The organism is Pseudoalteromonas sp. S3785, assembly GCF_005887365.1.
Classification (GTDB): Bacteria; Pseudomonadota; Gammaproteobacteria; order Enterobacterales; family Alteromonadaceae; genus Pseudoalteromonas.
This window is the reverse complement of the sequence record NZ_PNCT01000021.1, coordinates 19172-45614: the sequence shown is the minus strand read 5'-3', so window position 1 is coordinate 45614 and position 26443 is coordinate 19172. Positions and strand designations below refer to the sequence as shown.

The following is a 26443-nucleotide window of genomic DNA, read 5'->3' as shown; positions in this document are numbered from 1 at the left end:
CGGTGAGGTCTTAACCTATAATTTACTTACTACTAGTTTATCCAGTCATTGATTTTTGCTTTGAGCTTAATCATCGCCTGACCATGTATCTGACTTACACGCGATTCACTTACATCGAGTATATGCCCAATTTCTTTTAAATTCATTTCATCGTTGTAATACAAAGAAAGCACCATCGCATCACGCTCTGGTAAAGACTTTATCGCCTCTAACAATGAATTATTAAACCGTTCATTTTTAACATTATTAAATGGTTTGTCTAGCGCTAAATCTTGACCTGCAGGGCTAATAACATCTTCATCTACCCCAAGGTCATCTATACCTAGCACTTTACTGGAATTAACATCATTTAAAATATGATGGTATTCTTCTAGCGAAATATCAAGTTTTTCAGCTACTTCAGTATCTTTTGGCTCTCTATTTAAGCTATTTTCTAATTCTGTGATGGTTTCGGCGACTAATCTGCTTTTACGGTGCACCGAGCGAGGAGCCCAGTCACCCCTGCGCATTTCATCGAGCATAGCGCCGCGAATGCGAATACCCGCAAACGTTTCAAAGCTTGCTCCTTTACTGGCATCAAAGTTTTTTGAGGCCTCAATAAGGCCTATCATTCCTGATTGAATTAAATCATCGAGCTGAACGCTAGGAGGAAGACGAGCTATCAAATGACACGCCACTTTTTTGACAAGCGACGCATGCTTTTCAACAATCACATTTAAATTTTGTGTTGATTGATATCCCATAGCTCTTTTCACCGAAGTTGTCATAATCAGCCGTTTACTAGCTTCTCAATGAAAAATTCTAAATGCCCTGAAGGTTGATTAGGTATAGGCCACTTTACTGCTTTTGTCGCTAATGTTTTAAACGCGACTGCTGCTGGTGAGTTAGGGAAAAGATCGACAATGACTTTTTGCTTACGCGTAGATTTACGCATATTTTCATCATATGGGATGGTCGCAACAAGTTCCATTGACACATCTAAAAAACGGTCAGTTACTTTTGACAGCTTGGCAAAAAGTTCTTGTCCCTCACGCATGCTGCGCACCATGTTAGCAACAATCTTAAATTTATAAACGCCATGCTCGCGGCTAAGTACTTTAATAAGCGCGTAAGCATCAGTAATAGAGGTCGGCTCGTCGCACACAACAACCATTACATCTTGGGCTGCACGAGAAAAGCTCAGCACCATGTCAGAAATACCGGCGGCGGTATCTACAATTAAAATATCAAATTCTGTATTAAGCTCACTAAAGGCACGAATTAAGCCCGCATGCTCAGAAGGGGTTAGCTCCACCATACTTTGCGAGCCGGATGTAGCAGGCACTATTTTAATGCCGCCTGGGCCTTCAACTAAAATCTCATCAAGTTCGCACTCACCCGAAAGGACATGAGATAAGTTTTTTTCAACACGTAGTCCTAGCATTACATCACAATTAGCTAGGCCTAAATCGGCATCTAATACTAATACACGATTACCCTGCTGTCCTAAAGCAATCGCAGTATTTAATGAGACGTTGGTTTTACCCACCCCGCCTTTACCGCCGGTGACAGCGATAACTTTTACGCCGTTGTTATTGTTTTGACTCATTTTGCGCAGGCCGCTTGCTTGATCTAATACTGTGTTAATCATACATCCCTACTGTGCTTGGCGCCACCGCTTGGTGCCTTGAATGTTGTGCTTTTGCTCTTTTTAAATACAATTGCTCAGCTTTTTTTACTAGTTTTTCAGCATTTGCAACGCGAATATCTTCTGGTACACGCTGACCATTAGTAAGATACCCTATCGGAAGACGATTTTGAATCGCTATACTAATAATCTCACCTAAACTTAATGATTCATCTAACTTAGTGAAAATACAACCGCTTAGCTGAACCTTTTTAAAATGTCTCACCGTTTCTTGTAGAACATTTATTTGTGCAGTAGCACTTAATACTAAATAACTACGTATATCTACTCGTTGGTTACGCATTAAGGTGTTTAGCTGTTCAGTTAAGCGTAAATCACGTTGACTCATACCCGCTGTATCAATTAATACTAGACGCTTATTACGTAAATGATATAAAACTTCAGCTAATTCATTGGCATCTTTTACTTGTTTAACACCACAACCAATAATACGGCCATACGTAGCAAGCTGCTCATAAGCACCTATTCTGTAAGTATCTGTCGTTATAAGGGCGACTTTGTCGGCGCCATATTTTTGTGCCCCTAATGCTGCAAGTTTAGCAACTGTGGTTGTTTTACCTACACCAGTAGGCCCTACAAGTGCGTACACACCACCTTGGCGAAGAATTTCATTATTGGTGGTCTGCATTTGATCTTCAACCATTTGTAATAATGCCTTCCAACCTTGCTGGCGCGATACGTCATCAGGAATAAAACACGCCATTTGCTCTGCAACGTCTTTATCTATCCCCATGGCAACTAACCGATCAATCATGCATGCACGTGTTGGGTCGCGACGCGCCATATCTTGCTGCATTAAACCCGATACTTGGTGCTCTAGTAACTGGCGAATTGCGTTCATTTCATCACGCATTGCGCTCATTTGAGCGCTTTCGTTATTATTAGCTTGGCTACGCGGTGCAACCGGCGTATCTAGCTCGTCAAAATCTTGATCTAGGTCATCAAAGCCTAAGCTGTCAGCTTGGGTTTGCATGCGTTTTGGCGCTTCATTTTCGCGTGCAAACATATTTGTAGTACGTGGCTGTGCAGGCTCTTGATAATGCTCAGATGTATCAATACCTGATTGCGAAAACATAGAAGCAAGCTCAGGAGAGCGAGGACGCGGCGACTGACGCTCCAATAATGCTTGTAAGCTATCGGCGACTGCCGCTTGTGGCTCAGGTTGCGCACGCTGCGGCTCTGGCTTTACAAAGTTATGAGCGTTTTGTTGAACAGCTCTTTGAGGAGCTGGCGCTGCCTGTGGTTGCGCTGCGGCTTTAGGGGCTGCTTTGTCATAATCTACTGCGGCAACAATTTCTACACCATTAGCGAGTTTTTTGTTCGACATAATAACGGCATCAACACCTAACTCATCTTTAACTTCTTTCAGTGCGGTGCGCATATCTTTAGCAAAAAAACGTTTAATCTTCATGGTTCAACCCCTGTTAAAATCTTTATTGTTGGCCTACTGAGCTGACAATCTTGATCTGTCTTTCATCTGGTACCTCTTGATAAGACATCACCCTTAAACCCGGTATGGTGTACTTAACAAAACGAGATAACACAGTGCGTAACATTCCTGACGTTAGCAATATTGAAGGTTCTCCGGCCATTTCTTGATTCTGATGCGCTTCGTTTAATGATGTTTGAAGTCGCTCAGCAAGGCTTGGTTCTATTCCGGCACCTTCGTCGCCTGCATTTTGTAATGACTGATGCAACATCTGTTCCAACTCAGGCGCCAAGGTTATGACAGGGATTTCTGATGACATGCCCACAGCGTCTTGTACGATTAAACGGCGCAGCGAAATACGCACTGCAGCGGTTAATACATCTGCATCTTGGCTACGTGGTCCGTACTCTACAAGGGTTTGAACAATAGAGCGCATATCACGAATAGCCACACCTTCGTTTAATAAATTCTGCAGCACTTTTACAACGGTTGTCAGGGGTAGCACTTCTGGCACTAGGCCTTCGACTAAACGTGGATGACTTTTAGCTAGCATATCAAGTAGGTTTTGAACCTCCTCATGGCCTAGCAATAATGCAGCACTGTTTGTTAGTAATTGACTAATGTGAGTGGCTACTACAGTGGCTGAGTCAACCACGGTATAACCAAGTGATTGTGCTTCGTCTTTTTGATCTGGCTTTATCCATACCGCATCTAAGCCAAACGCAGGATCTTTGGTTTCAACCCCTTTAATAGGACCAAAGACTTGTCCAGGATTGATGGCCAGTTCATCGCCATGTTTTAGTTCGCCTTCACCACTTGAAACACCCATCATGGTGATGCGGTATGCATTAGGGTCTAATTCTAGGTTATCGCGTATATGCACAGGTGGCACCAAAAAACCAAGCTCTTGAGATAACTTTTTACGCACCCCTTTAATGCGGTTGAGCAGCTCACCACCTTGAGATTGATCAACCAGTGGGATAAGTCTGTAACCAACTTCTAAACCTATTACATCTATTTGTTGTACATCGTCCCAGCCAAGCTCTTTTTGTTCTTGTTTATTCGCTACACCAGTACCAGGTGCAGCACCACTTTGTGCTTCTTGCTCTGCTAATGCGGCGGCTTTTAGTTTTTGCTGTTGCGTAAAGTAAGCTAAGTAGCCAAGTAATGCCCCTAAACTTAAAAAGGCAATGTGAGGCATACCCGGGACTAAACCCATAATGATCAAAATACCTGAGGCAATAAATAAAGATTTTTCGTTACCTAACTGGGTTTTAAATTGTTCACCCATGTTATGCGATTCGTTTTGGCGGGTAACAACAATAGCAGTACCAATAGAGAGCAGTAATGAAGGAAGCTGTGCAACAAGGCCGTCACCTATGGTAAGTAAAGTATACACCTCCATTGCGCGGCTAAAGCTCAAGTCATGCTGTATCATACCCACAAATAAACCGCCAACAATATTAATAATTAATATCACGATACCGGCAATGGCATCGCCTTTTACAAACTTGCTCGCCCCATCCATAGAGCCATAAAAGTCAGCTTCTCGGGTTACTTCGCTACGGCGCTCACGTGCTTGCTCTGCACTAATAAAGCCAGCGTTTAAGTCGGCATCTATCGCCATTTGTTTACCCGGCATAGCATCTAGCGTGAAACGAGCTGATACTTCCGAGATACGCCCAGCACCTTTGGTTATTACAACAAAGTTTATGATGATAAGGATTAAAAACACCACTAAACCAACCGCGTAGTTCCCGCCAATTACCACTGAGCCAAATGCTTCAATTACTTTACCAGCGGCATCCCCCCCGTTATGCCCCTCAAGAAGCACAACTCGCGTACTGGCAACGTTGAGGGCTAAACGCATTATAGTAGCGATTAACAATACCGCGGGAAACATGCCAAATTCGAGCGGTTTCATGGTGTAAACCGTCACCAGTAAAACAACCAAAGCAAGGGCAATATTAAATGAAAATAAGATATCAAGAAGAAATGGTGGCAGCGGTAAAATAACCATACCCAGCGCTGCAAGTACTAAAAGCGGTGTGCCTACGCCTTTGGCATACTCTTTTTTGTCTTTGTTAAGTTGTTGTAATACCGCTTTAAAATCCATAACTCTACAATTCAATAAATTGACACTGGCCTGAATTTGCAATAACTATTCCAAGTATAGAGCCCGCAATAGATTCATTGATTATTGATGCAAATTTTAAAGCTGGTTAGAGACAAGATTGTATTGGCATTTTGGTTTGAATTTGCAGTGGCGTGTTGGTATTTACCAAGGCGCCCCCTTAAAGTGTAGTTAGCTCAACACACTCTAATCGTATTTGAAGTCATCGGGTATAGGCAGTTTAGACTTAAGCGGAATAGGTCGTTTACCACGTCCTTTTTTAAAGCGTTTAAGCTGAAATACATAAGCTAAAACCTGTGCTACCGCCGTAAATAATTGATCAGGTATTTGCTGGCCTACTTCCGCGGTATGGTAAAGTGCCCGCGTAAGCATTGGGGATTCCACAATCGGTACTTCGTTACCTTTGGCTATTTTACGAATTTGCATAGCCATTTCATCTATCCCTTTGGCAAGTACAATCGGCGCACCTGCACGCTCAGTATCGTATTTTAGCGCTACAGAATAGTGGGTAGGGTTGGTTACAATTACGTCGGCATCGGGGACATCTTGCATCATTCTTCGCTGCGACATTTGCCTTTGTGTTTGTCTAATACGCGCTTTAATTTGCGGATCACCTTCTGAGTTTTTGTACTCGTCTTTGATCTCCTGCATGGTCATTTTAAGTTGTTTGTTGTGGTTATAACTTTGATAAGGGGCATCTATTGCGGCAATAATCACCAAAGTGCACGACAAGCCTAAAAACATCCACGAGAGTATTTCAAGGGCATGAATTATATTGCTCGGTGCACTTTCAATACTTAAATGTAAAATCTCATCAAAAAAAGTTTGGATTAAAAACACCGCAAAAATAGCCACCAGCGCAAACTTTAATATGGATTTTACCAGCTCTATGGCAGCTTGAGGGCCAAACATGCGTTTAAAGCCTTTCATTGGCGACATTTTACTAGGCTTAGGTGCTGCAGCTTCCCAGCTAAAATTAAAGCCGCCGAGTAAGGTATTACCAATAAAGGCCGCAATTACAATAATTAAAACAAACATCGCCATAGGAAACAGCAGCGCACTGGCCACCTCACTCCACACCGCAAACATTTTAGTGGTATCGTAAGTCTCAGTGCGGTTTAAAGACAGCATTCTCCCCATAATATTGTACAAACCTTTGCCTATTTCTGGGCCATACAACAATAACGAAATGGCAGAAAAAATAAGTACAAACATAGTACCTAGCTCTTTTGAACGCGCTATTTGCCCTTTCTTTTTAGCGTCTTCGAGCTTTTTGGAGGTGGGTTCTTCTGTTTTTTCTTGTCCTGAATCTTCAGCCATCGCCCCTCCTACACCGTACAGCCAACTAGGCTGCACATAAGCTCAATCATTTTTAACCACTGAAATTCAAACTGGGTAACAAAATTGCCTAAGGTGGCCCAAATAATCATCAAACCGGCAACTAATGTGAACGGGAAACCTATTGAGAAAATATTTAACTGCGGTGCTGCACGCGTCATAATACCAAATGAAATATTAATGATGAGCATGGCAGTAAGAGGCGCTAAAGCCAATACCAGTGCTGTGGTAAACATCCAGCTGCCCCACGTTACTATGTCCCAGTAATGATCTACAGCCCACCAGGTCCCGTCGATCGGTAATACTTTAAAGCTATGCACCACCATTTGAATCATCATTAAATGACCATTAAAAACAAAAAATAACAAGGTCGCTAAAATTAAATAAAACTGGCCAACTGCGGGCACACTTGCACCATTTGAGGGGTCAATAACGGAAGCAAAGCCCAAACCGGTTTGCATTGCTAGTATTTGTCCAGCAAGCACAAAAGTATTTAGCATAAGTGTAGAAGCGAACCCTATCGCAACACCTATCAACATTTGCTGAATGACCACCAGCACCATTTCAAAAGAAAATAAGTTAGTAAATGTTGCAGGGGGCAGCGCAGGCACAACTAAAAACGTAACCACTACCGCTAACCCCATCTTAATGCGTGTAGGTACGTTTTGTGCGCCTAAGCCCGCCATAATCATGATCATTGAGCTGATGCGAACTAGAGGCAGTAAGAAATCACTTAACCATTGAATAACAACAGAAAAAGGAAATTCCACAGTTAGCCTGCAATTTCAGGAATGAGTAATACTAGGCGGTTAAAAAAGTCCATTAGCTCTTGGGTTAGCCAGTGTCCGCCAACAATAAGTGCCCCTATGGTAATTAATAAACGCGGTAAAAAGCTTAAGGTTTGTTCGTTAATGGAGGTTGCCGCCTGAAACACCGCCACCACTAACCCTACAAGTAAACCAGGTACCACAATAGCTGAAACCAGTTTAATCACTAAAAACAGTGCATCACTGAGAATATCAACAAAAATTTCCGGTTCCATGTTGTACCCCTAATGTTTAAAAGTGCGAATGTAAAACATGGTTTATGTCCCTAAACCAAAGCTTTTAGCGAGCGTACCCATTACAAGGCTCCAGCCGTCAACCAGTACAAATAGCATTATTTTAAAAGGTAAAGACACAATCATGGGCGAGAGCATCATCATACCCATGGCCATTAATACTGAGGCAACCACCAAATCGACTATTAAAAAAGGGATAAAAAACATAAAACCAATAATAAACGCAGTTTGCAGTTCACTGGTCACAAACGCAGGTATTAACACAATTAGCGGCGTAGCCTCTGGCGAGTCAAGCTGCTCATAACCTGCTATTTTGGCAAACGTTTCTAAGTCTTTTAATCGCACCTGCGAGAGCATAAAGGCTTTCATTGGCTCTTTTGCAAGCTCTAATGCTTGTACCGAAGTAACTTGCTCATTTAAGTAGGGTTCTATAGCGCGCTCATTAACTTGCTGATAAATAGGCGCCATAATAAAAATACTTAAAAATAGCGACATCCCTAATAAAACTTGGTTTGAAGGTGTTGATTGTAAACCAATGGCTTGGCGCAAAATGGCCAGTACAACAATAATACGGGTAAACGAGGTCATCATAATTATGGCGGCAGGAATAAAGCTCAGCGCCGTCATAATAGCCAGTACTTGCAAGGTTACAGAGTAATCTTGCGTCCCGTCGGCATTGGTTGTAATAGTTAGTGCGTCTATGCCCTGTGCACTGCTTGCAGCAGGTACAAATAACATAGCTAAAATAATCAGCAGCCACTTTATCATAGGGTTAATTCTTTTTATTTTGATTCGTTTGCGGGTTAAGTAGTTTGCTAAATCGTTTAGCAAGTTCTGGCAATTCTTTTTCACTTAACGGCGTTTCAAGTTTATGTAAGTAGTTAATGCTGTGTGGGGTCACCCCTAATAAATGCTGTGCATTATCTATTTCAACCACCATTAACCGCTCTCGCGAGCCAAGTGGTAAACTTCGCACTACTTTAAACTCGTCGCTATTGGCTAAGTTTGGATTGAGCTTTTTAACAAAAAATGCCAGCACCACAATCAGTACTAGCACCATTATCAACGACAGCACCATAGACAAAATATCGGCCGTAGGCGTTACGGCGTCTGCTTTGGTAAATACTGAGCTGGTTAAAGCTACAAGTGTATTCATCGTAATTTTTTGATCCGCTCTACCTGGCTAATAACGTCCGTTAAACGAATACCAAACTTATCGTTTACTACAACCACTTCCCCATGGGCAATGAGCGTACCATTTACCAGTACATCTAATGGTTCACCTGCTACGCGGTCAAGCTCAACAACAGAGCCTTGGTTTAGCTGCAATAAATTACGGATATTTATTTTAGAACGCCCTACTTCCATAGAAATTGTTACAGGAATATCTAAAATTGTATCGAGTTTGCGTTTTTCGTCGCCGCTAAGTTCATGTTTATCATCACTTAACTCATCAAGCTCGGCAACTTGCGCCTCTGCGCCATCATCACCGCCTTCGGCTTCAGCTAGGGCTGCTGCCCATTCGTCCATTGTGTCTTGATCATCGCTCATACTTTTAACCTTTTAATCAATTACCAGTCTAAGTCTACACCGTCAGAAAGGTGTAGATCATCTTCTAGTTCTGCTAATTCTGCATCTGAATCAATTTTCTTGCCGCCTTTGGTAAATACATGCAGCTCAGATTTAACTGAATCAGGACGTTTAATTTTTTCACTAATTTGCAGCGCAACGTTATCGCGAGAGCGACCCATTTTAGCTCTAAATGTAGGTAACTCTTCAACAAATACCGTAATATGCTCTGGCATTTCTACCGGAATAATATCGCCCGCTTTAAGTTCCATTATCTGCTTGAGCGACAAGTCAACCTCAAGAAGCTGTGTTGACAAATCAACTTCAACATCCATAATTTCATCGCGTAACGCTTTGCTCCAACGCAAGTCGGTATCTTCTGTATCCGATTGCACACCCGCATCAAGCAGCTCTCTAATTGGCTCAAGCATTGAGTAGGGTAGTGCAATGTGAAAATCGCCACCACCGCCATCTAATTCAATATGGAAAGAGCTAATAACCACAACCTCAGTAGGGCTCACAATATTAGCCATTGCTGGGTTCACTTCAGAATCGAGGTATTCAAACGATACGTCCATAACTGGCGCCCATGCTTCTTTGTAATCTTCAAAGATAATTTTTAGTAGCATTTGCACAATTCGGCGTTCGGTAGGGGTAAATTCGCGGCCTTCAATTTTTGCATGGTAACGTCCATCACCACCAAAAAAGTTATCTACCAAAATAAACACAAGTCGTGCTTCCATGGTAATGAGGCCAGTGCCTTTTAGCGGTCTAAAACGCACCATATTTAAACTTGTTGGCACAAATAAGGTATGAATATATTCGCCAAATTTAATCATTTGTACGCCATTAATCGACACCTCTGCGGTGCGGCGCATCATGTTAAATAAGCTTATTCGCATATGACGAGCAAACCGCTCGTTAACAATTTCCAGGGTCGGCATGCGACCACGCACGATCCGATCTTGCGAAGAAAAGTCGTACTGTAGTGTACTGCCTTCGCTGTCTTCACCTTCGTGTATATCTTCCTCTTCGACTTCATCAACGCCGTGTAAGAGTGCATCAATTTCGTCTTGGGATAATAAATCGCTCACGCTAGCCCCTTATTGCATCACAAAGCCGGTAAATAATACCCGCTCAATTACTTTCGTGCCTTCAACATCATTCAATGCGGCTTGCACTTTTTCGAGCGCTGTAAAGCGCAGTGTTTCTTTGCCGGCACTTGTGCTGAGCTCATCAGCGGTGGTGGTTGAAAACACGCTTAATAAGGTGCCTTCAATTAAAGGGATGTGCTTTTTAGCGGTTTCTTCATTTACATCGCCACGCACAAGTAACTGCACTTTAATTTGTACAATTCTATCTCTGCTTGACCCAGGTACATTAAATACGAAGGGTCTTGGCATAGCAACATACAAAGCACTGCCCATTTCAGCTGAAGAGCCTGAAGGAGCGGCCGAGTCGCTTTGCGCTGCGGTTGTTGTCTCTTCATCTAATGTTTCAACGGGTGCATCATCGCCCGCCATAAAAAAATAGCCAGCACCACCGCCAACAACAAGCAGCACTGCCACTATGATTATGATCAGCTTTTTTTTGCTTTTACCGGTTTCTTCTATTTCTAAACTTGTTTCTTCGGCCATTGTGATTCCTTTTTTAGCAAAGGTACTTGCTTGTTTTAGTTATTATAATAGCAGTACTTAGGCATAGTAATCTATTGATGATGAAGTTTGTTGTCGAGAACTTTGTGGGTTACCCCCATCTTGCTCATCATTTTTATCGTGCTGTGTATTTTTATTAGCCGATTGACCTTGCGAGTGCCCCTCGCCTTCATCGCTTTGCTCATTACCTGATTGCCCATAAGAAATAGAGCTTTCCCCTAAATCAATGCCCTGCTCGGCTAACATTTCACGTAAACGCGGCATTGATTGTTCGAGTGCTTCTTTAGCTTGCTGATTTTGCACCACAAAATTTATTTGTGCTTGCTCTGCATCACTTCTGATACGAATTTGCATACTACCCATTTCTGGTGGATCTAAGCGAATTTCAGCTTCTTTATTGCTAATACTTAGCATTGAAGATACACGCTCTTGAAGCATTTTAGCTGCATCACTTTTAACAATATTAATAGCCTGCATCATACTTGCATCTATATTCACCTGCTTAACCTGCGCGGTACTACTTTGTAATTGCTGCGACTGTATAGCTTGGCTCTCTAAAATAGACTGCTCATAACGAGCGCTGTCGTACTGAGCATTTATTTGTGCCTGCGTGTTATTCATTCCATCGGTTATCAGCGTAAACACCTGGGCTACACGGGGCAAACCAGTACTTGTTTTAGCCTCTTTAAGTAAGCCTTCCTGCTCGGCTTCTAAGGTGTTTAACTCTTTTGGAATTACAGCGCCTTGTTCAATACTAGAAGGGGGTTCAGCATTAATCATGGCTTTATTTTGCGGTGTACTCGCACTCATTGCAGCATTACTAGCTTGCTGTGCATTTAAAGCCGCATTTGCAGAGCTTGAGACACTTTGCGCTTTGCTCTCACTAAGCTGCGTATCAAGCATAGTTTGTAAGTTGCTTATTGTTTCATTTACTTTTTTGAGCGTCTCACCTGTCGGTTGCTCGTTACTCACATAGCTTTTTAATTGACTAAGTAGTGCCTGCTTTTCATCGCTATTTAAGCTTTTTAACTGAGATTGAATTAGCTCACTGCGCGTGCTTGTCTGTTTTTCGTTTTGTACGACAAACTCTGTAAGTAATTGTTTAATAGTGCTTGCGCGATCATCACCTTCACTTGGCGTGGTTTCAGTAAATGAGTTTTTAACTTGCTCGTTTAACTGTGCACGTTGCGCTTCGCTTAATGAGTTCAGTACTTTAGATGTCGTTGATAGCTCTGATTGCGTAGATGTACGAGTCAGTTCTTTGGCTAATTGCTCTATGTCTGCATCGCTTATAGGTAGCGCACCTTCAGCATTTGGCGCAGTGCCCGGCGCTTTTGTATTTTCAGCACCTTCACCGTCACTATTTACAAGAGCCGCATTGCTATTAGTTTTATTGATTTGTGTTTGCACTGCTTCTGCTATTGGGTTTTTAGCGGCACTACTTGCTAGGCTCTCATTTTTTAACGAAGGGGCTAAATTTTCTATAGCGCTTTGCTTAGTCGCTTTAGGTTCAAGCTCAGCGTTTGTAAACGCGCCTTTTTTGCCGTTGCTACTATTATCAGTTAAAAGAGTATCATCGGCTTTAGTCGTTATGGCATCGGCTTCATTAGTTTCACCTAATTGCGAAGCTAAAAAGCTAACACTTTTATCACTCTTTTGTGCACTTAATTCGCTAAAGTCACTATCGCTGCTGCCGTGTTTTTTTACACTTACGTCAATCACTTGCGAGGAGTTTATTTGTGCTAAAACGCTGTCGCCAGATAATAGCGTATCTTGTGTGTCATCACTCGATGAATCTGTCGGTTTTTTGCCATTGGCTAGCTGCTTATCATCAGATGGCAATAAAGAACCTGTTTGGTTAGTAGCCTCAGAATTAGCAGGCAACACAAAGGGTTTGTCTGCATCTTGTAGCTGGCTTAAAAAAGCATCACCAGATTCGTTACCTGCAGGTAAGTTATTGTCTTTAAATGCTAAAAAAGAGTCTTTTTCAGCTGTTGCCAACATTGAAATATCGTTTATTGCCATAATTCACCTACACAGCACTGCGGCAAGTTACCACCGCACTTTGCCAAAATTAATTACCACCTACCAATAAAGCAATAAACGCGCCAGAGTTATAAACTTTTACGGCGCTGAAAAAATTGATTAGCAGAAAACTCGTCCAGCATTTTTTGCTCACTTTTTGCCATTAACGCCGCCGCTTTTAGGTTTTGTTTTTCAATTAGTTTTGCCACGGCTTTTGCTTTTACCTGCTGCTTTAACCACAAAGCTTTACGCTGTGATACAACTTGCTTAGCAGTATTTACCGTACTGGCTTGCTGGCGAATTGCTTCTTCAATTTTTGCTATAAAGGCATGGTACTGGCCAAAGCCCGCGCTTGATAAACCGGACTTTCCTTTCACATGTAATTGCTGAGAGTATTCTAATCTAAAGTTATTTAACCCTTGCAGCTTTTGTTGGTTAGCTTGTAAATTTTGATTGGCTTGTAAGTAGCTCATGCGCAGATTTTCTTCTTTGTCGTTTTCGAGCTTAAGCAGTAAATCGAGCTTATTTTTTGCCATTATGCTTGTCCTAGTAATTGAGCTAGGCCGTGTAAACCATCGTCGTAGCTTATTACATCACGCATGCCTTGCTGTAAAAATGCATTAACGCGCGGCATCATATTAATAGCTTGGTCAAGCATTTGATCAGCCCCTTTTTGATACGCACCTAAGGTGATCATATCTTTATTTTGCTGATACATTGAATACACTTGTTTTAATACGCGGGCCTGCTGCATATGAGGCTCAGATACCACTTGTGGCATAACACGAGAAATTGATTTTTCGATGTCTATTGCAGGGTAGTGACCGCTATCGGCTAAGTCACGCGAAAGTACAATATGCCCATCTAAAATAGCACGTGCTGCATCGGCTATAGGGTCTTGCATATCATCGCCTTCACTGAGCACTGTAAAAAACGCAGTGATAGACCCTTGCCCTTCGCCGCCATTTCCCGCTCGTTCCACCAGCGCCGGTAATTTGGCAAATACAGAAGGCGGATAGCCTTTTGTCGCAGGGGGCTCGCCAACCGCAAGCGCTATTTCACGTTGCGCCATGGCGTACCGGGTTACAGAATCGAGCAATAACAATACATTTAAACCTTGATCACGAAAATACTCAGCAATGGTGACTGCACTTTCACAACCTTTTAAGCGCATGAGAGGCGACGCATCAGCAGGAGCGGCTACCACAACAGAGCGTTTGCGCCCTTCTACACCTAATATTTCTTCAATAAACTCTTTTACCTCCCGGCCACGCTCTCCCACTAGGCCAACCACAATAACATCGGCTTCACTGCCGCGGGTCATCATACCTAAGAGTACTGACTTACCAACACCAGAGCCTGCAAACAAACCCATACGCTGGCCTTGCCCTACAGTAATCACTGAGTTTATAGCCCTTACACCTACGTCCATAGGTTGGCTGATTGGTCTTCTAGCGAGGGGGTTTATGGGGTTTTGTGCAAACTTTAAATAGTGTTCGGCGTTAATTTTTCCCAGGCCGTCAAGCGGGCGACCTAAGCCATCCACAACGCGGCCCAGTAGGCTCATACCAACGGGCAAGCCGGTATCATTTACTTGTGGAATAACACGCGCACCAGGCAACACACCGGAAATGTGGTCATTAGGCATTAAATATAGAGTTTGCTCACTAAAGCCCACCACCTCGGCATCTACAAACCCTGACATAGTTTCTATTTTGCATTGGCTGCCTACAGGCGCACGTAGCCCTTTCGCCTCAAGGGTTAAACCGACTACTCGGGTTAAAATACCTGCTACAGCAGGTTTAAACGCTGCGATATGGTGTTGGTATTGATTTAAGCGTTCGCTTAGAGGTGCACGTTGAGCTGCCATAACACGCCACAAAAAAGATTAGATACCGCTATTATGCAAAAAGCTATCCAACGTTTCTTTGACACGGGTTTTTAGGGTCATATCTAAAGATGATTGTGGCGTTTTAACTTCGCAACCGCCGCGCTCAAGGGTTGGCTCTGCAATGAGCTGCCAATTATTCTCTGCTATGATTTGTTCACCGTAGCTTTGCTTTACCAGCTCTAAATCGTCCGGATTTAAATGCACGCGAACTTTTTCTTGCTCAGTATTTAATGCATCTATGCTTTTTTTAAGTGTATGTAATATAACATCGGGCGATGTTTTTATTTCTTGGTAGGTGATAGCTTCTGCCAACATAACCGCTAATTGCACTAAGTGCTTTTCTGCCACTTCGTCCACTTTATCAAGCGGAGCGCTGAGATTATCGATAATACTACGCAAGCTGGTTAACTGCTCTTCTATTAAGGGCTTAACATCTTCTTGGCCTTGTGTTTTACCAAGCTCTACACCTTCTTTGTAACCTGCTTCTTTGCCTTCACCAACGCCTTTTTCAAAGCCATCTATGTAACCTTGTTCGTGCCCTTGCTTTAAGCCTTCTTCATAAGCATCTTGCCTAATGCGCTCAAGCTCCGCCATAGTTAGCGAAGGCAGCTCAGGCTCCTGCGGCTGCTCATCCTCTATGGCTTCTTCTTCGACTTCTTTTTTATACAAATCAGAAAGCGGTGTACCAAAAGCCGTTGAACGATTGCCAAAACTACGCTCATCAGGCGCAACATCAGGTATTGGCCAGTTTTTTAAAAGCTCATCAGCTTCATCTGCATGTAAAGGGCGACCTTTTAATTTAGACATAGCTTACAGGAACTCCTCGCCACCGCCGCCGCCTAACTGAATCTCACCCGAGTCAGATAGACGCCTTGCTGTTGAAAGCACTTCTTTTTGGGCAGCTTCTACTTCACTTATTCTAACCGGTGCCATTGCTTCTAAGTCATCGGCAAGCATTTCGGCAGCACGTTTAGACATATTACCCAAAATTTTATCTTTAAGCGCTTCGTCAGTCCCTTTAATTGCTTTCATTAGTACGTCTTGCTGTACTTCACGCAATATGGCTTGAATGCCGCGGTCATCCACATCCATAAGGTTTTCAAACACAAACATAAGATCTTGAATTTGCTGAGACATTTCTTCATCGTGTTCACGAATAGAGTCCATCAACTGCCCTTCTACATTTGTATCTAGGTAGTTCATGATATCTGCCGCGGCTTTTAAGCCACCCATTTTAGCGGCTTGTGCGCCTGCTTGGCCGGCAAATTGTTTTTCCATAATCTCGTTAAGTTCTTGTAATGCTGCAGGTTGCACTTCTTCAAGATTAGCAATACGCATAGTTAAATCTAGGCGCACTTTTTCAGGAAATTGCGCTAGGATTTCTGCCGATTGCTCAGGCTCTAAATACGATAAAACAATAGTTTGAATTTGCGGGTGCTCATTACGAATAATATTGGCAACTTGCTTTGAGTCCATCCATTTAAGTGAATCTAAGCCTTTAGCGCCCGAGCCCATTACAATTTGGTCTATTAAACTAGCTGCTTTATCTTCACCTAATGCGGCGGTGAGCGCCTTTTTAATAAAGTCTTCTGACTGGAAGCCAATAGTACTAAAGCTTTGTATTTGCTCTATAAATAAATTATGAACTGCGCTAATTTTAGATTGCGACAAGTCATCCAGCGCAGCCATAGCCATGCCTACTTTTTGCACTTGCTTAGGCTCTAAGTGCTTTAGGATTTGCGCTGCGTCTTCTTCAGATAAGCTCAATAAAAGAATCGCGGCTTTATCTACGCCATCTAACTTGTCAACATCAAATGCTGGCGGGAGTTGTTTTTGTTCTTGATCAGTCATCTTCTGTTAACCACGCTTTCACTACTTGTGATGAGAGTTCCGGTTCGTTCGCTACAAGTGCTCTTACCGCTTTAAGTAAATCTTCGTCGCCATGTAAGTCTGGCAGCTGCAGTGTACCATCACTTGAGAAACCAACAGCAGCAGAATCAAAGTCTTTATTTAGCATATCTAGCGTGCTATCGCCAATATCAACCCCTGAGCTTAATGCATCTTCGTCGTACTCTTCAAGCGTATCATCTGGGTAGATCAAGCGCTTAAGCATAGGCTTAACAACCGCCATAATTAATACAATAATAACTAAGGCGCCAAGCACAAGACGGATGATTTTCATAAACCAATCTTGTTCCCACAGCGGTACTTCTAAGTCTAAATCAACTGCTTCACGCACAAATGGTACGGTTACCACTTCTAATGCATCGCCACGTTGCATATCAAAACCCACCCCACCTTGTAATAGGCGACGTATATTTGACAAAGCTTCTACTGAGCGCGGTGCCATGGTTGTTTCGCCGTTTTCACCTACTTTGGGCACATAATCAACAGCTACCGATACGCTAATTCTGCGAATAACGCCTGTTTGTTGACGCTTATGCGAAATGGTGGTGTCTAGCTCAAAGTTACGCGTGGCCTCTTTATGTACTCGACTTGGGTTGGTTGCCGTACCTGCATTACTTTGGCCTGCCACTTCTGGAATAGTTGAATTCATAGGGGGCTGATTAGTCAGTGCCCCAGGAATACCTACCGCTAAGCCACCTATGTTGTTTTCTTCAAATGTGGTTTCGCTTCTAACTGCTGGTAAGTCTGGGTTGTAACGTTTTTGTGTTTCCTCTACTGAGCTAAAGTCCATATTTAAATCAACTTGCGCCGTGTAGTTACCCAAGCCGACCACAGGAATAAGAATACTGTCTATTTTTTCTAGATACTCTTGCTCACGTTTTCTTTCAATGTCGTATTCTTTACGAGAACGTGCTGCTAATGAGTCTTGTGAGCCAGAATTAAGTAAGCGGCCATTTTGATCTGTTACCGTAACACGTGAAGGTTCAAGCCCTTGTACTGCAGAGGCAATCATATCAACGACTGAATCAATCTCTTCACCATCAAGCGTACGGCCACGTTTAAGAGTCAATACCACTGTGGCTGATGGTTTTTTCTCTCTGCGTGCGAATACGTTTTCTTTTGGGATGGCTAATAAAACTTTAGCGCGAGTAACGTTGTTTAGTTCTTCTATAGTGCGGGCAAGTTGTTGCTCGCGACCGTGCTTTAAGCGCTCACGCTCGAGCCGTTGGCTCACACCAAAACCCATATCTTGCATTATGATATCGGTGCCTGAGGTAGGGCCTTGCTCTAAGCCTTCACGCGCCATCAATAATTTAATGTTTTGATACTCGCTTTCATCAACCGAAATAACGTTGCCGTCTAGCTCGTAGTCAATTTTTTGTGCATCTAAAAAATCAAGTGTTTGGATCAGCTCTTCTGTAGGCATTTTGCCAAGCGGACGCATATCGGGTTGGCGCGCCCAAATAATCACAAATATGGCAATAGCTAAACAAATAGCCAGCGCAATAATTAGGGTAACTTGGCGAAGCACATCAACCCCATTTAAGGCGCTTAAGTAGCCCGACTTTTGTTCTTGTTGCTCGTTGCCTTCACTTTGGTCAATACCGCCGCCAGCAAGAGCAAGATCTGTTGATTGATTAGATTGCGCCACAATAATTCTCCACTACCTACTTAAACAGGCATGTTCATAATTTCTTGGTATGACTCAACAAGTTTATTTCTTACTTGTACTGTAGCCTCAAATGCCACTGATGATTTTTGCGAAGCAATCATTGCCTCAGCAAGCGATACACTTCTGTCACCCATTTCAACAGCCACGACTTTTTGTTTAGCATCTTGTTGTAGGCCATTAACCGTATTTAATGCATCGCTTAGTAAGTCACCAAATTGAGCCGATGACGTTGGCTGAGCTTGCGTGGGTAGCTTATTAATTTGATTTGTATGGCCTGCTTCTAAGGCCATTGATTGCATTTCTTGGAATAACGCGCTGTTTTGAATTTTCATAATTTTCTCTGGCAAATGCAGTTAACGTTCATAAAGGGATTAAAGCACAAAGCGTGCCACAAAAATAAACCTTTAATAACATACAGTTAACTATTATTTTTAAGAGTCAGAGATTTGACAACCCTAAACTAAGCGTGGTTAGTTTAGGGTTATGTACAGAAGGGAGAGTTAGTTTATGCGGGTAGTGAAATACCTAAATCGCGCATTTGTGCGAGTTTATAACGTAAAGTACGCGGGCTGATGCCAAGTGTTTGTGCAACATCTTTACGTTTGCCTTGGCAGCGCGCGAGGGTTTCTAAAATTATTTTATGCTCTTTATCTTTTAGCTCATCTTTATAGCTGCCAGTATCTACGCTCGGCAGTGAGCTACTCGCCTCTACAGGCGTTATTTTGTCATCATAATATGCGTCACTGGGAGTACTCTCTTGCTCAGGCGCTATAACCTGAGTAGGCGCAGTGGTGCTTGACGCTTGCATTAAATTTTCAATAAAAATAGCCTGCTCGCCAATTACATTGCCCGTTCGCAAAATAAGCGCACGTTGAATTACATTATCAAGTTCGCGTACATTACCTGGCCATGTATGGCTCAATAGTTTTTGCTCGGCATCACTATCAAGCGTTGCTAACGGCTCTTTATTTTTAACTAAATGGCGCTCTATTAAATGCTTAGCCAATACAATTATATCGCCTGGGCGCTCACTAAGTGGTCGCCACATTAATGGGAATACATTTAAGCGATAATATAAGTCTTCTCTAAACTTATTATCTGCAACAGCTTCTTTAAGATCGCGGTTACTGGTTGCGAGCACTCTCACATCGAGTGAAATTGTTTTGCGCGCACCTAAGCGCTCAACTTCACGCTCTTGTAATACTCTTAATAGTTTAGCTTGCAGCCCTAAGTCCATTTCTGTTATTTCATCAAGCAATATAGTACCACCTTGGGCTTGCTCAAATTTACCTGGGCACGCTTGTATTGCACCAGTAAAGGCGCCTTTTTCGTAGCCAAACAAGGTGGCTTCAAGCATATTTTCGGGAATAGCCGCGCAATTAATTGCCACAAAAGGCGCATCGCATCGGTTTGATTTATCGTGAATATATCGCGCTAATACCTCTTTACCTGAGCCGCTAGGGCCAAGCACCATTACACTTGCATCTGAGCGAGCCACTTTACTTGCAAGTTCTAATAGTTGAATACTGCTGGGGTCGGCTACAATTGGGCCATCAGTGTCTTTTGGTTTTTCGGGTAAATAGCGGCTAACCATATTTAAAAGCACCTCAGGGGCAAATGGTTTAGCCATATAATCAATTGCACCTAAGCGCATTGCCTCTACGGCATCATCAATCGTTGCGTAAGCTGTCATCATTAATACGGGAAGTTCTGGGTAGTTAAGCTTAATGCTCCTGAGCAAATCTAGGCCGCTCATCGCGCCCATTTGCACATCACTTACAACCAACGAAAACTCAGATTTCTTTAATTGGATCATGGCTTGCTCAGCACTTTGCGCTGCAACGCAGGCAATACCTGACATTTCTAACGTGTCTATGAGTGCTTCTCTTAAGCCTGCATCATCTTCAACTACCAGTATTGTATTGCTCATGCTGTTTTCTCCTGCATTGAGGTCGTGCATATGGGCAGCAATAAACTAAAACATGCACCACCATTGGCATTATTAACCACTTCAACACGTCCTTGATGCGCGTTTGCCACAGAACTTACTACAGCAAGCCCAAGCCCCGTACCTTGGCTTTTAGTGGTATAAAACGGTTCAAAAATTTTCTCTATTTGGCTCAGCTCTACCCCAGGGCCGTTATCGCATACGCTAATACGTACGGTGTCAGGTTCGCTACTATCTCGCTGTGCTTTTAAGGTCACTTTTGCCTGGCTGCCAATAATTTGAATACTATTATGAATAAGATTTTGAATAGCGCTGGCCAGCGCAGTTTTATTACCGGTGATTTCTATATCTGGCTCTGGTAACTCAACAGCAAGTTCGCTGTTATTTAAAGCCACCATAGCATCGGCACCAAGTTTTACTTCGTTTAAAAGTTGCTGCATAGAGACTTGCTCAACCACTTGTTGCTCGCCACTTTTAGCAAAAAGTAGCATGTCATTAACTTGGGTTTCTAAATCTTTTAAACGTGACATAAGCTTGGTTTGAAAGTTATCGCGTGATGTTTCAGGTAGCTTTTTAGAGCCCAAATTGGCCGCGTATAACATAGCTGCAGAAAGCGGTGTACGCACTTGGTGCGCAAGCGATGCCACCATTTTACCAAGCGCACTCAAACGTTGCATATGTGCAACACGCTTTTGCAAACGACGGGTTTCTGTTAAATCGGTCATTAATATAAGCTGACCAGGCTCTGGCGCAAGTGCAGTAATATCAAGTTTTATAAGTCGGCCATCTTTGAGCGACACTTCATGTCCATCATCTTGGTGGGGACGAAAAGAGCGTTGAATAATGTTAAACCATTTCTCTCCTTCGAGCGGCTCGCCTAACATATCAATCGCGATTTGATTGGCTTTTGCAATAAGGCCTTTGCCATCAAGTACAACGACTCCAGCTGGCATGGTATCAACCAAGTGCGACAACCAACTTGCTTGTTGTCTTAAATCACTTAACTCACCAATATACTCTTCTTGGAGTAAACATGGGTTATACTGATTTGCAGTAATAAACTGTGGTTTAAGTACACTCGCAAGGGCCATAATCAAATCTCTTAATGATGTAGATACAGGGCTTAATGCAGAATTTATACCAAAATTATTTTATATATTTTTCATTTAGTTAGCTTACAATAACGCGTAACAAAAAAATGACGCACAAAAAAAGGAATAATAATGAGTGAGCAAAATAAATGCCGTTGTGCGTGGCTCGACACCACAAAACCAGACTATGTGAAATACCATGATGAAGAATGGGGGGTGCCCCTTTATGACGACACACTATTATTTGAATTTATTACGCTAGAATCAGCACAAGCGGGACTCAGTTGGTACACTATTTTAAAAAAGCGTGCAGGGTATAAAAAAGCATTTGCCAACTTTGATGTGCAAAAAGTGGCTAACTTTACAGCCGATGATATAGAGCGGTTAATGCAAGATAAGAACATAGTACGTAACCGATTAAAAATAGCTGCCACCATTAATAATGCTCAACGGTTTATCGAAATTCAAAAAGAGTTTGGCAGCTTTAGTCATTATCAATGGCGATTTGTGGACAATAAACCAATTATTAATAATGTAAATAGTGATGAAGACGCTCCTGCAATGACCGAAGAGTCAAAAGCATTTGCAAAGGATTTAAAAAAACGTGGCTTTAAATTTTTAGGGCCTACAACGGTTTATGCACATATGCAGGCCTGCGGCATGGTTAACGACCACAGTAACGATTGCTTTAGAAAAGAAGAAATTATTAAGGCTTTTGGTGAATAAGTGATTTATAACCATAAAAGTGATCTGTTCACAAAGAGGATAAAAGTCGCTGCGCTTTAAAGAAGTAACGTATAAGTTAATTGTGGTTTCTCATTTGCCATCGTTTTTAAGATGCGCGTTTAAGTAATTAAAAGCTGCGCTTTTTACGCGAGCAAGCGGTGCGTCTACCGCCAAAGTTTAAGTTTTGCGTTTAGCTTGTAGACGCGAAGCGTGCTTACGTGACGGGCAAAGCCCGTAAATTAATAGCTCAAAAAATAATAATAAATAACGAAAAACCTATCAGCATTTGCATACTGCTAATCTCGTGAAAGATTATACTTTTTCATTTTTTCGACGAGTGTTGTGCGCCTTACACCTAATATTTCTGCAGCGCGTGCCACAACATAATCAAAGCGTTCAAGTGCTTGGGTAATTAAGCTTATTTCAAGTTCGGCTAAATAATCTTTAAGTTCAATGCCCTCTTCGGGTAATACGCCAGATCCCGGTTGGCTAAATTCAGGCTCAGGGTCATTATCATAATCGCTAAAACCTGAGCTAAAAATATCGTTAAAGGCATCTTTTTCAAGTAGCTCTTCAGGGTATTCAGGCTCGTAGGCATCTACCTCGATGTAGCGGTATTTATTAGGTAAATCGGGTACATCCACTACTTTTTCAGGGAACATAATCACCATGCGCTCCACTAAATTAGCAAGCTCACGGATATTACCAGGCCAAGCATGTTCTTTGAGACTCTCAACTGCGCGCTCTGTAAATTTAGCCGACGTACCACTTTGCTCATTAACACGGCGCATTAGCTCTTTAAGTAATAAAGGTATGTCGTCAGCACGCTCATTAAGTGACGGGTTTTCAATAGGAAATACATTTAAACGGTAATATAAATCTTCCCTAAAGCTGCCCTTTTCAATCATTTCCTCAAGGTTGCGGTGGGTAGCGGCAATAACACGTACATCTGCTTGAATCGCTTTTGTGCCACCTACACGCTCGTAGCTACGCTCTTGTAATACGCGAAGTAGCTTAACTTGCATTTGCAGTGGCATATCGCCAATTTCATCTAAAAACAGCGTACCGCCTTGCGCTAATTCAAACCGCCCTTTACGTGCAGAAATAGCGCCGGTAAACGCCCCTTTTTCATGACCGAATAACTCACTTTCAAGAAGCTCTCCTGGAATAGCACCACAGTTTACTGGTACAAATGGCCCCGTATTGCGTTTAGATAATAAATGTACATTACGCGCAACCACTTCTTTACCCGTACCCGACTCACCTAAAATAAGCACGTTTGCATCGGTTTTAGCCACTTGCTCTATCAAAAAGCGTACGTTTTTAACCGCGTCAGTTTCCCCTACTAAACCATCAAATGTTTTATGTGGCTTATGATGCTTGTGACTTCCAGGAAGCATACGTTGGTACTGTTGGCAGTCGTGTAATAACTGTGTGGTTACTTCGTGATTAAACGGCTCACAAATTAGTCCCACTACATTAGCAATGCTTAATAATGGCTTGAGTGTTTCACCAATGAGTAAAAAAGGCAGGGTTGGGTAGCGTTTAATTAAGCCTTCATGATCTAAGCTTTGTAATGCGCCTAAAATAACAATGCATTCTTGCTGTTGATACTTACTACATACTTCTTCAAAGTCATTTTCATCAAGCAACTGCACAGCTTCCCCAATAAAGGTAAGTGATGCATGTAATCCTATTGCACGGTTATTATTATTATCTAAAATCAAGATCATAGTTAGCGAGCCATAATTTCACTAATTTATTTTATTAGCTAAATTGTAAGCGAGATCTGTATGGATGCAAGTAATAGCGGCGGTTTTTTGACATAAACGCCAAAAAATAGACATCGCTATAAAACAATAATACTTAATAATTAAAACTTAAGTATTGTTTTGTTGTTTAATACTTAAAGCTAATGCTATGTCTTGTTTTTTACTTAGTGCATAAATCTACGTAGGTCAAAAATATAAACTATAATTAACTTAAGTTGAAAGCAACAATGCCGATAACTAAATAAATGCAATATGCTTGGCATTAATATTGCTTTTGTTACGTACAGACGATTTCACATATTTATTTAGGATTTTCCATGGCTCATGTTTCATTAAAAAAATATTCTCAAGTGCGCGCCAGCAACATCGCAGAAATGGCGCCCTATGAGCAAATTAACCTTATTTTTAGTAACATAATTGGCCGCTTGGCCGCTACTAAAGGGTTTATTGAGCGCAAAGAAATAGAAAAAAAAGGCGAAAACATCTCTGCCTGTATTTTACTCTTAGGTGCATTACAAGACGCGCTTAATTTAGAAGTGGAACAAGATCCGAGTATTTCAAATAATTTATTAGCACTTTATGACTACTGCCAAAGACGCCTTGTGCAAGCAAATGTTGACAATGATATTGAGATTATTTCTGAAGTAGCTGGCATTATTAAAGAAATTAAAGAAGGGTGGGATAGCATTCCTGTCGATCAGCGTAATCCTGCGGTATAAGCGAATGGCTTTAGAGGAAACAAGTAAAGCTGAGCATATTAATCAATTGCTCAGCAGAATCGAATTATTAGTGCAAAGCAATAACGCTGATGAAGCTCCCCCTATTATGGATACTTTAAATAGTGAGCTTAAGCGCTGGTGCGAAAGCGATAACCCGCCTACCGCCGAGCAACTTGTGGCTGTGCAAACCAATATCAACAACATTAGCAAGCAGGCAAATGCTGTAAAAAATGAATCATCTAAAGCCATAATTAAGCAAAAAAAAACAGGTAAAGCAATCTCGGCTTATAAGTCGGTATAGCTACTTCTAGCAGTTTTAAAACTTACTAGGCATCTTAAAGGCAATATTTAGACATAAAAAAACCGTTTTTAAACGGTTTTTTTATGTTCATAATTAATATGGAAAATTAAGAATTATTACTCACCACACCAGGCATATTTTCAAGCTGCGCTTGCACGTAACTACTTGTCGAGTTTAAGCTCGCTACCAATAAATCCATGGCGTTGTATTGAGCGTATAGCCTGTCAGATAACGATTCCATTTTATTTGTTAGGCTTTCGCGCTGTTCATCAATATCTTCTAATTGATTTGTTTTACTGTCGATACGGTTTTGGATGATGCCGTCGGTGTCGGTGTAAAAGCTCATTAGCTCATCAAACGATTGGGCAAAGCCGCCTTCGTCTTCATCTGTGCCTACAAAAAACTGCTGCACTAAGTCGACATCTTCATCAATTTTTTCATTTAAAGTCTCGGTATTAAGCGTCAATACTCCATAACGATCGGCTTCAACACCTAATTGCGAAAGTGATAATGAGTTGCCATTGCCTAAATCTACAGAGTCGGTAATCTGCTCTCGCAATTTAGACATTACACCGCGTAGTAACGAATCACCGGCCATTACACCAGCACCATCTTCGCTTGATGCCCCTAAGTTATTACTAAGTTCAAGTAATTCATTGTAACTAGAAATAAAATTGTTTAAGCCCGATTGGATATTGTTATTATTTTCGGTTACCGATATATCACTTAAATCATCATCAGTACCCTGAGCTTTTTTAGCGGTGATTGTTATACCGTCTATAACATCAGTAAACGTATTTGAAGAACTACTAACTGTGAGTGAGCCATCAATGGTAATGGATGCATCGGTTGCAGCAATAATTTCAGATGCATTTTGTACACCTGCAGAGTCAAAAGCTAAACGAGATAGTCCGTTGGTATCTGTGTTATTACCGTCAGTATCCGTTACTTCTACTTTAATCTCGTTTTCTAAGCCACTCTCTTTAGCTGAAAGAACTAAATGCTGGCCTGTATCATCCGTTATGATTGTTGCGTTTATGCTATCGTTATCGGTGCTGTCGTTAATCGCGTCTCTGATTTCGCTTAGAGTTGCGGTGTCTGATACTTCAATATCAAAGCTATTCTCGCCGGAGCTGAGTGTCATAGTACCTTCACCCACAGCGGCGTCAGCATCAAATGCTTCTGATAGTATTTTATGCTCTGTAGCAAGGTTATTAACCTTTACAGAATAGCCACCTGGCTGGGCGTCTTCATCAGCACTGATAGAGACAAAATCATCATTGCCTGATGCACTACGTTTTTGATAGTTATCAGCGTCACCTAGCGCTTCCATTGCTGTTTGTACTTGCTGTAGCGCAGACTTTAAAGCACCTACAGCAGAAATATCAGTAGTTAGCGTACTTTCTTGAGTGTTTAAACGAGCCTCAGCTGGAGCCTGCTCAGCATTAACTAGCGCATCAACTATATCTGATACCGCTAAACCAGAGCCTAAACCATTAAACGAAATAGACATACTTC

At 42.0% G+C, this 26443-nt stretch carries 26 protein-coding genes; 3 read left to right on the top strand and 23 right to left on the bottom strand.

What is annotated here, in order from left to right; genetic code table 11:
• Positions 1-32 precede the first annotated feature (32 nt).
• The 21 genes from CWC17_RS05800 to CWC17_RS05700 all read right to left on the bottom strand — a co-directional run bounded on the left by CWC17_RS05800 (position 33) and on the right by CWC17_RS05700 (position 21407).
• Positions 33-743: an RNA polymerase sigma factor FliA gene (locus CWC17_RS05800; protein ID WP_055018085.1), complete on the bottom strand. Its 711-nt coding sequence runs from the start codon at positions 741-743 to the stop codon at positions 33-35.
• A gap of 26 nt (positions 744-769) precedes the next feature.
• On the bottom strand, positions 770-1630 hold the full coding sequence (locus CWC17_RS05795; protein WP_054983003.1) for a MinD/ParA family ATP-binding protein: 861 nt from the start codon (positions 1628-1630) through the stop codon (positions 770-772).
• Positions 1623-3098 (bottom strand): flagellar biosynthesis GTPase FlhF, encoded by a 1476-nt coding sequence (gene flhF / locus CWC17_RS05790; RefSeq protein WP_138612328.1) that lies wholly within the window; start codon positions 3096-3098, stop codon positions 1623-1625. Before flhF ends, CWC17_RS05795 begins: the two co-directional genes overlap by 8 nt.
• Positions 3099-3120: 22 nt before the next feature.
• Complete coding sequence (flhA, locus tag CWC17_RS05785; protein ID WP_055015932.1) at positions 3121-5232, bottom strand: flagellar biosynthesis protein FlhA; 2112 nt, start codon at positions 5230-5232, stop codon at positions 3121-3123.
• Between the two features lie 204 nt (positions 5233-5436).
• Entirely contained in the window at positions 5437-6570 is a 1134-nt protein-coding gene (flhB, locus tag CWC17_RS05780; RefSeq protein WP_138540822.1) for a flagellar biosynthesis protein FlhB, read from the bottom strand.
• An 8-nt stretch (positions 6571-6578) separates the two neighbouring features.
• Complete coding sequence (gene fliR, locus CWC17_RS05775) at positions 6579-7358, bottom strand: flagellar biosynthetic protein FliR (RefSeq protein WP_138612327.1); 780 nt, start codon at positions 7356-7358, stop codon at positions 6579-6581.
• Between the two features lie 2 nt (positions 7359-7360).
• A complete protein-coding gene (fliQ, locus tag CWC17_RS05770) occupies positions 7361-7630 on the bottom strand; it encodes a flagellar biosynthesis protein FliQ (protein ID WP_055015929.1) in 270 nt (89 codons plus the stop codon).
• Positions 7631-7672: 42 nt separating this feature from the next.
• Complete coding sequence (gene fliP / locus CWC17_RS05765; RefSeq protein ID WP_055015928.1) at positions 7673-8416, bottom strand: flagellar type III secretion system pore protein FliP; 744 nt, start codon at positions 8414-8416, stop codon at positions 7673-7675.
• 4 nt (positions 8417-8420) lie between these two features.
• Complete coding sequence (gene fliO, locus CWC17_RS05760) at positions 8421-8804, bottom strand: flagellar biosynthetic protein FliO (RefSeq protein ID WP_138540821.1); 384 nt, start codon at positions 8802-8804, stop codon at positions 8421-8423.
• A complete protein-coding gene (fliN, locus tag CWC17_RS05755) occupies positions 8801-9199 on the bottom strand; it encodes a flagellar motor switch protein FliN (RefSeq protein ID WP_055015926.1) in 399 nt (132 codons plus the stop codon). Before fliN ends, fliO begins: the two co-directional genes overlap by 4 nt.
• Positions 9200-9219: 20 nt before the next feature.
• Positions 9220-10311: a flagellar motor switch protein FliM gene (gene fliM / locus CWC17_RS05750; RefSeq protein ID WP_055015925.1), complete on the bottom strand. Its 1092-nt coding sequence runs from the start codon at positions 10309-10311 to the stop codon at positions 9220-9222.
• Between the two features lie 9 nt (positions 10312-10320).
• On the bottom strand, positions 10321-10854 hold the full coding sequence (gene fliL, locus CWC17_RS05745) for a flagellar basal body-associated protein FliL (RefSeq protein ID WP_055015924.1): 534 nt from the start codon (positions 10852-10854) through the stop codon (positions 10321-10323).
• Between the two features lie 57 nt (positions 10855-10911).
• Positions 10912-12897 (bottom strand): flagellar hook-length control protein FliK, encoded by a 1986-nt coding sequence (locus CWC17_RS05740; RefSeq protein ID WP_138612326.1) that lies wholly within the window; start codon positions 12895-12897, stop codon positions 10912-10914.
• Between the two features lie 89 nt (positions 12898-12986).
• Positions 12987-13433 carry a flagellar export protein FliJ gene (gene fliJ / locus CWC17_RS05735; protein WP_029773801.1) on the bottom strand — a complete coding sequence of 149 codons (447 nt, stop codon included), beginning with the start codon at positions 13431-13433 and terminating at the stop codon, positions 12987-12989.
• Complete coding sequence (gene fliI / locus CWC17_RS05730) at positions 13433-14767, bottom strand: flagellar protein export ATPase FliI (protein ID WP_096041360.1); 1335 nt, start codon at positions 14765-14767, stop codon at positions 13433-13435. Before fliI ends, fliJ begins: the two co-directional genes overlap by 1 nt.
• Before the next feature lie 18 nt (positions 14768-14785).
• The gene (fliH, locus tag CWC17_RS05725; protein WP_138612325.1) at positions 14786-15595 is read right to left on the bottom strand and encodes a flagellar assembly protein FliH; all 810 of its coding nucleotides are present in this window, start codon (positions 15593-15595) and stop codon (positions 14786-14788) included.
• Between the two features lie 3 nt (positions 15596-15598).
• Positions 15599-16639, bottom strand: coding sequence for a flagellar motor switch protein FliG (fliG, locus tag CWC17_RS05720; RefSeq protein WP_004588291.1), 1041 nt, complete (start codon positions 16637-16639; stop codon positions 15599-15601).
• A complete protein-coding gene (fliF, locus tag CWC17_RS05715; protein ID WP_138612324.1) occupies positions 16632-18347 on the bottom strand; it encodes a flagellar basal-body MS-ring/collar protein FliF in 1716 nt (571 codons plus the stop codon). The genes fliG and fliF overlap by 8 nt, the downstream gene beginning before the upstream one ends.
• Before the next feature lie 20 nt (positions 18348-18367).
• Entirely contained in the window at positions 18368-18700 is a 333-nt protein-coding gene (gene fliE, locus CWC17_RS05710) for a flagellar hook-basal body complex protein FliE (protein ID WP_004588289.1), read from the bottom strand.
• A 173-nt stretch (positions 18701-18873) separates the two neighbouring features.
• Positions 18874-20298: a sigma-54-dependent transcriptional regulator gene (locus CWC17_RS05705; protein WP_138612323.1), complete on the bottom strand. Its 1425-nt coding sequence runs from the start codon at positions 20296-20298 to the stop codon at positions 18874-18876.
• Positions 20295-21407: a sensor histidine kinase gene (locus CWC17_RS05700; protein WP_029773881.1), complete on the bottom strand. Its 1113-nt coding sequence runs from the start codon at positions 21405-21407 to the stop codon at positions 20295-20297. The genes CWC17_RS05705 and CWC17_RS05700 overlap by 4 nt, the downstream gene beginning before the upstream one ends.
• 132 nt (positions 21408-21539) lie before the next feature.
• Between CWC17_RS05700 and CWC17_RS05695 the strand changes: the two genes are divergently transcribed.
• Positions 21540-22133 carry a DNA-3-methyladenine glycosylase I gene (locus CWC17_RS05695; RefSeq protein ID WP_138612322.1) on the top strand — a complete coding sequence of 198 codons (594 nt, stop codon included), beginning with the start codon at positions 21540-21542 and terminating at the stop codon, positions 22131-22133.
• Between the two features lie 296 nt (positions 22134-22429).
• On the opposite strand, the gene CWC17_RS05690 is transcribed toward CWC17_RS05695, so the two are convergent.
• Complete coding sequence (locus CWC17_RS05690; protein WP_138612321.1) at positions 22430-23866, bottom strand: sigma-54 dependent transcriptional regulator; 1437 nt, start codon at positions 23864-23866, stop codon at positions 22430-22432.
• A 356-nt stretch (positions 23867-24222) separates the two neighbouring features.
• Between CWC17_RS05690 and fliS the strand changes: the two genes are divergently transcribed.
• Both fliS and CWC17_RS05680 read left to right on the top strand, forming a co-directional pair.
• A complete protein-coding gene (gene fliS / locus CWC17_RS05685) occupies positions 24223-24624 on the top strand; it encodes a flagellar export chaperone FliS (protein WP_055015914.1) in 402 nt (133 codons plus the stop codon).
• 4 nt (positions 24625-24628) lie between these two features.
• On the top strand, positions 24629-24925 hold the full coding sequence (locus tag CWC17_RS05680; RefSeq protein WP_138540813.1) for a hypothetical protein: 297 nt from the start codon (positions 24629-24631) through the stop codon (positions 24923-24925).
• A 106-nt stretch (positions 24926-25031) separates the two neighbouring features.
• Here CWC17_RS05680 and fliD read toward each other — a convergent pair whose 3' ends face one another.
• Positions 25032-26438, bottom strand: coding sequence for a flagellar filament capping protein FliD (fliD, locus tag CWC17_RS05675; protein WP_138612320.1), 1407 nt, complete (start codon positions 26436-26438; stop codon positions 25032-25034).
• Between the last annotated feature and the right edge of the window lie 5 nt (positions 26439-26443).